The organism is Corallococcus sicarius (assembly GCF_003611735.1).
In the GTDB taxonomy this organism is placed as follows: Bacteria; Myxococcota; Myxococcia; order Myxococcales; family Myxococcaceae; genus Corallococcus; species Corallococcus sicarius.
In genome coordinates this window covers 1-8,876 of the sequence record NZ_RAWG01000366.1, presented here as the reverse complement: position 1 = coordinate 8,876, position 8,876 = coordinate 1, and the positions used below count along the sequence as shown (strand labels likewise).

At 72.0% G+C, this 8,876-nt stretch carries 3 protein-coding genes; 1 reads left to right on the top strand and 2 read right to left on the bottom strand.

Annotation, left to right across the window (positions count from 1 at the left end):
• The coding region (locus D7X12_RS35735; protein ID WP_120629684.1) for an NAD(P)/FAD-dependent oxidoreductase at window positions 1-837 on the top strand (837 nt) is incomplete at its 5' end.
• A 108-nt stretch (window positions 838-945) separates the two neighbouring features.
• Here D7X12_RS35735 and pbpC read toward each other — a convergent pair.
• Together pbpC and D7X12_RS35725 are read right to left on the bottom strand one after the other, a co-directional pair.
• Window positions 946-3,306, bottom strand: a complete 2,361-nt coding sequence (gene pbpC / locus D7X12_RS35730) for a penicillin-binding protein 1C (protein ID WP_120629683.1) — start codon at window positions 3,304-3,306, stop codon at window positions 946-948.
• Window positions 3,307-3,310: 4 nt separating this feature from the next.
• Window positions 3,311-8,876: Ig-like domain-containing alpha-2-macroglobulin family protein (locus tag D7X12_RS35725; RefSeq protein WP_120629682.1), on the bottom strand; the 5,566-nt coding region annotated here is incomplete at its 5' end.

Below are 8,876 nucleotides of genomic sequence, written 5' to 3'. Positions count from 1 at the left end.
TTCGACCACGGGGCGCAGTACTTCACCGCGCGGGATCCGCTCTTCCGTGCGCAGGTGGAGGCGTGGGTGGCGCAGGGGCTCGCGGCGGAGTGGCAGGGGCGCATCGGGACGCTGGAGCACGGCGCGGTGACGCCTTCGGCGAGGGAGTCCGTGCGGTACGTGGGCGCGCCGGGGATGAACTCGGTGGCGCAGGGGCTCGCGGACGGGCTGGACGTGCGGAGTGGTGTCCGGGTGGAGCGGCTGGTGCGCGAGGGCCGCGCGTGGCGGCTGGGCTCGGACGCGGGCGAGGACCTGGGAGTGGCGGAGGTGGTGGTGGCCGCGGTGCCCGCGCCGCAGGCGGTGCCGCTGCTGGCCGGTGCGCCCGCGTTGGCGGAGCAGGCGAAGGCGGCCCGGTTGTCACCGTGCTGGGCGGTGATGGCGCGGTTCGAGGCGCCGGTGGCCCTGGCGCTCGATGGCGCGTTCGTGAAGGACTCTCCGCTGTCGTGGGTGTCGCGCGAGATGAGCAAGCCCGGGCGGCCCGCGGGAGAGCGGTGGGTGCTGCACGGGTCGCCGGAGTACAGCGCGGCGCACCTGGAGGAGACGCCGGAGGAGATGGCTCCGAAGCTCGTGGAGGCGTTTGCACGGGCCCTGGGCACGGACGTGCGCGCGGTGGAGGCGGTGGCCCATCGCTGGCGCTACGCGATGCCTGCGCCGCCGCTGGATACGCCCGCGCTGTACGACGCGGAGACCGGGCTGGGAGCCTGCGGCGACTGGTGCGCGGGGCCTCGCGTGGAGGGCGCGTTCCTCAGTGGCGTAGCGCTGGCGCGACAGGTGGCCGCGGGCGTTCGCGGCTCATGATGGCGTAGCGGCATCCGAGGTGCGCACGCATCGAAGCCGCGTTGCTTCGAGCCGTGCACCTTCGTCGTACCCTGCCCCGGAGCCATGGCGCTTCGGGGCCGGTGTGGCTCAATCGCGCTCGCGCACCACCAGCGTGCGCCTTGCGGTGAGGCCCCGGTCGTCGGTGACGAGGATGTCGTGGGTCCCCAACGTCGGCTGCCACCAGAGGCGCTCGGCGGCGCGGGCGGTGCCCAGGAAGGCTCCGTCCACGAACCAGGTCAGCTCCCGGTCATGCGCGGCCTCCGCTTCCAGCGGCACCTCCTGCTCCTTCGCGGGCAAGCCGGGGATGAGCAGTGCCACCATCCCTTCCGGCGGCGAGAGGATGGTGGGCGTGTCCCGCTCCCCTCCCGCGACACAGCCGGGCGCGAGCGGCGGCGGCTCCGGAAGCTGACGCTGCTGCTCCGCGAGCCAGCGGCGCAGGCTGGACGGCCAGGACAGGTACACGCGCGACTCCGTGCGGCGCCCCTCGCGGCACCCCGGCCCCACCGACAGGCCCACGTCCACGTCCACCTCCACGCGCTGGTGATACGGACACGGCGTCGTCGGCACCGCCGTGCGCACCGCGTCCATCGTCTTGCGCTGCTGGCACGCGTCCGTGGGCACGTGCCCCGAGTACGCGCACACCTCCACGCGCACCAGGTCCGTCGGCGGCGCCGCGTCCTCCTCCTGCAACAGCGTGCCGCGCGGGCCCACGCCCTCCAGGAGGTCGAACAACAGCGGGGCCGCGTTCTCCGCCCCCACCAGGTGGACGCTGGACGCGTGGTCGAAGTTGCCCAGCCACACCACCGCCGTGTGCTTCGGCCCGGAGCCCGCCGCCCACGCGTCCCGGTTGCCAAAGCTCGTGCCCGTCTTCCAGTGCACCCGCGCCGGCAGGCCCGTGAGCCGCCGCCGCTCCGGGAAGTCCGGCCGGTCCCTCAGCGACAACGCCTGCCGCGTCAGCCACGCCGCCCCGGGCGACACCAGCGCGCGGGCCGCCTTCGCCGGCACCTCTTCGTCCAACACCCGCAGCGGTCGCGCCCGCCCATCCCCCGCCAGCGCCAGGTAGATGCCCGCGAGCTCCAGCGGCGTGAGCTCCATCCCGCCCACCGCGGCCGAAAGGCCGTAGTGCCCCGGATGCGGATCCAGGCTGGTGACGCCCGCCTGCCGCAGCGAGCCCAGGAACCCCTCCACCCCCAGCCGCTCCAGGAGCCTCACGAAGGGCAGGTTGAGCGACTGCGACAGCGCGGACTCCATCCGCACCAGCCCCTGGAAGCGCCCGTCGAAGTTGCGCGGCGCATAGCCGCCGTACGCCACCGGGATGTCCGTCACCAGCGTCTCCGGCCCCACCATCCCCTGGTCGATGCCCAGCGCATACAACAGCGGCTTGAGCGCCGAACCCGGTGAGCGCGGCGTGGCGAAGCCGATGATCTGCCCGCCGTTCTTTTCATCGAAGAAGTTGAAGTTGCCCACCAGCGCGAGCACCTCGCCCGCCTCACGGTCCGCCACCACCACCGCGCCGTTATGGATGCCCTGCCGCTCCAGGCGCCGGGCCGCGTCCCCCATCGTGCGCTCCACGAACCGCTGCGTGCCCGCATCCAACGTCGTGCGCAGCCACGTCGCCTCCGGCCGCCGCGCCTTGAGCCACACCGCCGCGTGCGGCGCCTCCCTCGGGAACGGCTTCAGCACGTCCGGCACCTGCGTCGCACGCACCTCCGCCAGCACCACGTCGGACGCCACCCCGTCCACGCCCAGCCCCCCCGACTCCAGCAGCCTCCGGGCAATGTCGTCCCGGGCCGAGCGCAGACGGGCCGCGTTCTCCGGCGACGGGAAGCGCCGGTTCGGATTCTGCGGCACCGCCAGCAGCGTGGCGATCTCCGCGGGACTCAGGTGCGCGGCCGTGTGCCCGAAGTACGCGAGCGCCGCCGCCTCCACGCCCTCCATGTTCCGGCCGTAGGGCACGAACTGGAGGTAGGCCTCCAGCACCTCCTGCTTCGACAACCGCACCTCCAGCTGCGCGGCGCGGAACGACTCCACGACCTTGGAGGTGAACGTGCGCGGCCGTGGCTCCAGCACGCGCACCAACTGCATCGTCAGCGTGGACGCTCCCGACACCCGCCGCCCCCGGCTCAGGTTGAGACCGAAGGCGCGCAGGGCCGCGAGCGGATCCACGCCGGGATGTTGGAAGAAACGCTTGTCCTCCAGCGCCAGCAGTGCGCGGACGTAGGCCCGGTCGACACGGTCCTTCGGCGCGGGGATGCGCCACCGGTCGTCCGGAGCGAGGAAGACGTACGCGGGCGAGCCATCCCGGTACGCCATCACCACCGAGGGGGGCGCCGCCAACCGCTCCGGCAACGGCACCCACCAGGCCGCCACGAGGCCCGTGCCCAGAAGCACGAGCCCCGCCAGCGCCACCCCCGCCCACTTCCTTGCACCAAGACGCACGCGACGCATGGGGCTAGAGCAGCTCGTCCTTCCAGGGGCCCGACACCTGCACCGTGGCCGCGGACTCGCGGGCCCAGGTCGCGGAGTCGTACATCGCCTCGGCCTCCGCGGACGGCAGCGTGAACGAGCCCGCCGTCACCGCGCGCACCGCGTAGACGACCTTCTTCGACTCGCGGGGCTGCAGCGCCCCGAAGACTTCGATGCGGTCATCGCGCAGGTTCACGTAGTCGGCGGCCCACAGCGCGTCCTCGGCCACCCAGTCCACGCTGCCACCCCGTCCCAGCCGGGCGTTTTCAATCTCCCAGCCCGCCGGCAACCGGTCCACCAACGCGATGTTCTGGATGCGCTCGCCAGTGGTGTTGGTCAGCTCCAGCTCCACGTAGATGAGGTCCGCCAGCTTCACCGGCGCGGCCTTCAGGTCCAGCGTGGCGCCATCCAGCGAACGCCAGGTGCGCTTGAGCGCGAGCCCCTGGCCGCCCACCTTCACCTCCGGCTTCGTGCGCACGCCCTCGCTGCTGACGATGAGGTACACGGAGCCCTCGCCCTTCGTCTTCAGGTCCAGCGACAGGCCCGCCCGCTCACTGGCGCGCGCCAGGGCCCAGGTGCGGTCCGTCACGCGCGCGTCCTTCTCCGGCACCGGCGTCAGGGACTTGCCCCCGGCCGTCAGCGTGGGCGGCGTGAAGGCGGTGGCCGTCCCCTGCAGCCGCTTGCCCAGGCCGGTGATGCCCCAGACCAGCTCCTGCGTGGAGTAGTACGCCGAGGTCTGCCCCTGGAGCGCCGTCGCCACCATGCGCGCCAGCGGCTCGCCCTCCGGTGCATCACCGAAGAGGTCCTGGAAGGTGCTCAGCTGCATGCCGCGCCGACGACGGTCCGAATAGAACGACCAGCTGTTCTTGCGCTCGTCGGTGACGGGCGACAGGTCCGGGGTGCGCAGGTCCTTCTCGTAGCGCCGGTCGCCAGAGAGCCACAGCGCGGCCTTGAGCAGGTACAGGTCCTCCTGCTCCTCGCCGGTGAGCGGCTTCTTCTTCGCGCCCGCCTCCATCGAAGTCACCAGTGCCTGCGCGCGCGCCTTGCGCCCCTTGCCCGCCAACGCGAGCACGTAGTGCGAGTACGGCTCCGTGTGCAGGTCGGAGTGGCCGTCCTGCGCGAGCTTGCCCTCCTTCTGGGTCACCTCATTGGAGAGCCACGTGAGCGCGCTCTCCACCCGGTCGTCCGGCACCGGGTACTTCAGCTTGCGCGCGTCCAGCAGCATGTGCGTCGCGTAGGCCGTGCCCCAGGCGACGGGCTCCTGGTTGCCCGGCCAGTACGCGAAGCCTCCGGAGGCCGTCTGCATCGACAGCACCCGGTTGATGCCCGACAGCACCATGTCCTCCACCTTCGCGGTGGCGGCGAGCGTCGGATCCACGCGGTCCACCAGCTGGCTCACGAACAGCAGCGGCCGGGTGGAGGACGTCGTCTGCTCGATGCAGCCGTACGGGTAGCGCACCAGGTACGAGAGGTGCTGGAGCGACTTCGCGTACGGATTGTTGGTCACCCACATCGTGGTCTTCTCCGTGGTGGGCACCCAGCCCTGGAGCAGCGGCCCCAGGTCCGTCGTGCCCTGCGCCAGCTCCACCTGCTGGATGCGGCGCTCACGCGGCCCCGCGGGCGACAGCGGCACGTCCAGCTGTTCGCGCGACGTGTGGCCACCACCCTCCACCGTCACCACCAGCCGGGCCGCGCCCACCGACTGCACCGCGCGACCCTGGAACACGAAGGTGTGGGACTTGCCGTCCTCCACCCGGGCCCGGCCCTCGTTCTTGCCCGCGAGCTGCAACGGCGAGCCCACGCCCACGGGCATCTCGAGCCCCGGCACCGCCAGCGCCTCCGCCGACAGCGACACCTTCACGTCCTGCGCCTTGCCGGACAGGTTGGTGACGAAGACGGGGATCTGGATGTCGTCGTTCTGCGTGAGGAAGCGCGGCAGCGTCGTCTGGAGCACCAGCGGGTCGCGCACCAGCACCTGCGCGCTGGCCCGGCCGATGCGCTTGTTGCCCGCCGTCACCACCATCACGCGCACCGCGCCCCGGTACTGCGGCAGCTTGAAGGGCACGCGCAGCTTGCCGGACGCGGGCACCTCCACCACGCCGCTCCACAGCGCCACGGGCTTGACGGGCTGCACGCGGCCCGCCGCACCACCGGCCTCGTCACCGCCGGTGGAGCTGGAGTTGCCACCCGCGGGCACGAGCAGCGCCCAGCCCACGGTCTCGAAGGTCTGCACGCCCAGCGCGCGCCGGGTGAAGATCTCCTTCAGCGGATCCGGCGTCTGGAAGCGCGTGAGGGACAGGATGCCCTCGTCCACCACCGCCACGGTGGCGAAGGTGGGGCCCTCCACGCCCTCCACTGACAGGTCCACGGTGAGGGTGTCGTTGGAGCGGACCTCCTTGGGCACCGTCAGCGTGACGGCCTGGGTGAAGTCCACCGGCTCCAGCGCGACGCTGCCCACGCCGAAGGCGCGGTCGGGCATGAACGCCTGGGCGGATTCCAGGTGCGGGTCCTTCACGAGGAACGCGCTCACGTAGACGTTGGGCGCGTACTCCTTCGGGGTGAAGCTCCAGGACACCTCGCCGGGCTCCACCTGCTTCCACGCGGTGGTGACGACGCGGTCGGTCTCCACCGTGAAGAGGACGCGGCCCCGGTACGGCGCCTTGAGCTTCACCGTGAGGGCCTCGCCCACGCGGCCCTTCGCGGGCAGCACGAGGTCCAGCGCGGTGGGCTTCTGCGGGCGCGGCGTCTGGTCCACGCGCGAGTCCTCGCCCCACCAGTAGTAGCGGCCCTCTCCCTCCAGGTTCAGGTCCGTCTGGGTGGCACCGGCGCGCGCGCGCACCAGGTAGCCCGCGCCGTCATGGCCCGGCAGCACCGTGGTGGTGAAGCGGCCGCCCTGCACCTTCACCGTCGCCGCGCCCTCGCGCTGCGGACGCAGGTAGCGCTGGTAGCGCTCGTAGCCTGACTCCTCGTCGTAGTAGTAGCCGTAGTTCTCCTCCATGAGCTGGTACTCCAGCTCCACCGTCTTCGGCCCCTTGCCGTCCGCGAGGAGTTCCCCGTTCCAGTCCACCACCACGCCCGACAGCGTGAAGGGCGTGCCCGCCTTCACCTTCTGGGTGTTGGCCTGGAGGCCCAGGTAGAAGGCCTCCGGGTGCACCGGCACGTTCGCCTCGCCCACCGTGGCGCGGCCGCTGCCGGACTCGAAGACGCTGGCGACAGCGGACAGCCGCGCGGCGCCCTTGAGGGGACCCGAGGCCGCGTTGGCCGGGCAGTTCACCACCGCCCGTCCCTTCGCATCGAGCGTGCCCTTCACCTGGCCCAGCGTGACGGGCCGGGGCTCCTTGCCGTCCTGCCGCCAGAGGCCGTAGGTGTACTGGGCGTTCTGCTTGGGCTTGAAGGGCACGGGCTCCAGCCGGCACGTCAGCTCCACCGGGCTGCCCTCCGCCGAACCGCCGAAGAGGTACGCGGCCTCCACGGCCACGGGGATCTCCTCGCCCTGCTTGTAGCCGGGCACCTGGGTGCTCGCGGTCACCTTCATGCGCTCCGGGACGAACTCCTCCACGCTCAGCCCGTAGGAGGCCAGCTCGCGGTCCGCCACCTTCAGGCGCACGGTGTAACGGCCCGTGTCCTGGAAGGCCGCGAAGGGCTGATCCAGGGACACGAGCCCCGCCGCGTTCGTCTTCAGCGTCACCTTGCGGATCTCGCGCTCGCGCGGATCCACGACGCGCACCTCCACCGGCACGCCCGCGGGCGGCGCCAGGTTGTCCTCGCCGCGCAGCACCGCGGCCACGTGCGCGGTGTCGCCGGGGCGATACACGCCGCGGTCGGACCAGACGGAGGCGCGGTACGGCTGCGCGGCGCGGTACGGCTCGCCCTGCACGTCCGAGTTGGCGATCTCCGTCCGGAGCTCGTCGTACTTGAGGTACGTGAGTTCCTCGCCCTTCCGGGCCACCAGCGCGAAGGGCTCGCTGTCATCCACGCCGGCCTCGGGCACCTTGAGCTGGCAGCCTGCTTCCCCCTGCGTGGTGCAGCGGGCCACGCTCTGGCCGCTGCGCTTCACGAGCGACACCTCCACGCCCGACAGCGGCTCCGTGCTCTCCATGCCCAGGGCCCAGACCCAGACCTCGCCGGAGTCCTTGGAGCCCGGCGCGGCCCCGCCCTTCTTGGCCACGAGGCTCAGGTCGGTGAGCAGGATGCGGGAGGCGGCGCGGTAGTCGCCGCGCTCGGCGGTGATCTCCACGAGGCCGCGCGTGGTGGCGGGCACCAGCGACGCCACGTCCACGTAGGTGGTGAGCAGCATGTCCGCGGTCGCCTTGAGCGGCAGCTCCTTCTTGAGGAGCACGTTGCTGGTGCGCGCGTCCGCCTGCTCCTGGGAGTCGTTGCTCATCCAGAAGACGAGGTTCTCCGGCGGCACATTGCGCACCGTGAGCGTGACGCCCTCCACGTTGAGGTGCTGCAGGGGCAGGTTGCGCCACGCGCTGCGCGGCAGGTAGCGGCCGCTGGTGGCGAAGCGCACCTGGGGCTGGCGCGCGGGCACGGAGAAGCCGCGCGACCACGCGCCCAGCAGCGTGCCTCCGCCCACCGTGGGCGTGCCCTCCGCGATGGAGAGCGTGTGCGGGCCGCGCTTGAAGTCACCGAAGACGCGGAAGCCACGGCGCGAGGGCGCGACGGAGAACTTCACCTTCGGCTTGATGCGGAGGGCCTCCAGGGCCACCGCGTCGCTCAGCGAGCAGCCCCGGTTGTCGTCGTCGTAGTAGTACGAGTCCCACTGCTGATCCGTGGGGCTGGGCTCGGCGTTCGCGTCCACGTCGCGGCAGCTCACCTCGAAGAAGTAGCCGCTGGCGCCCTCCTGCAGGTTGACGAAGGTGATGTCCGTGCGCTTGCCGGCGTTGAGCGCGAAGCGGTCGGTGGCCGCCGGAGCCGTCACCTTGGAGGCCCCCGCGAGCGGCAGCCCCTCGCGCAGCGCGAACTCCACGGACGCCGAGGGCTTGAGCTTCGGGTGGGTGAGCGTCACCGACAGCGCGTTGCGCGTGTCCGCGCGGGTGCTCCACTTCATGTCGGTGATGGCGGCATCCCCCACGCGGAAGCTCGCGCGCGAGCGCACCGCGGCCAGGTCCACCGGCCCGGAGAAGACGACGCTCACGTCCACGTGGCCCTTGAGCAGGTCCATCCGCGTGGGGAACAGCTGCACGTACTTGAACGCGTACGTGGTGAAGTTGTAGCGCCAGGCCCTTTCGGACGGCGGCTTGACGACACCGCTGTCGGTGCTCACCGCGTCCACCGACACCGTGTACGTCGTCCCGGCCGTGAAGCCGGGCGAGGACGGGGTGAAGCGCAGCGACGAGGGCCCGGTCCACGAAAGGCTGCCCGGAACCGCGGGCGTGAGCGTGACGACCGTGCCCTGGACGGACTCGGAGCGAGGGCGCAGCGGCAGTGCGAACTCGATGACGACGCCTTCGGGGAGCGCGCTCTCGCCGGCGAGTTCATGGATGACGGGCGTCAGCGTCTCCGCCCGCACCGGCACGGGGGCCGTCGCGGACGCGGCGGGGGGGCTC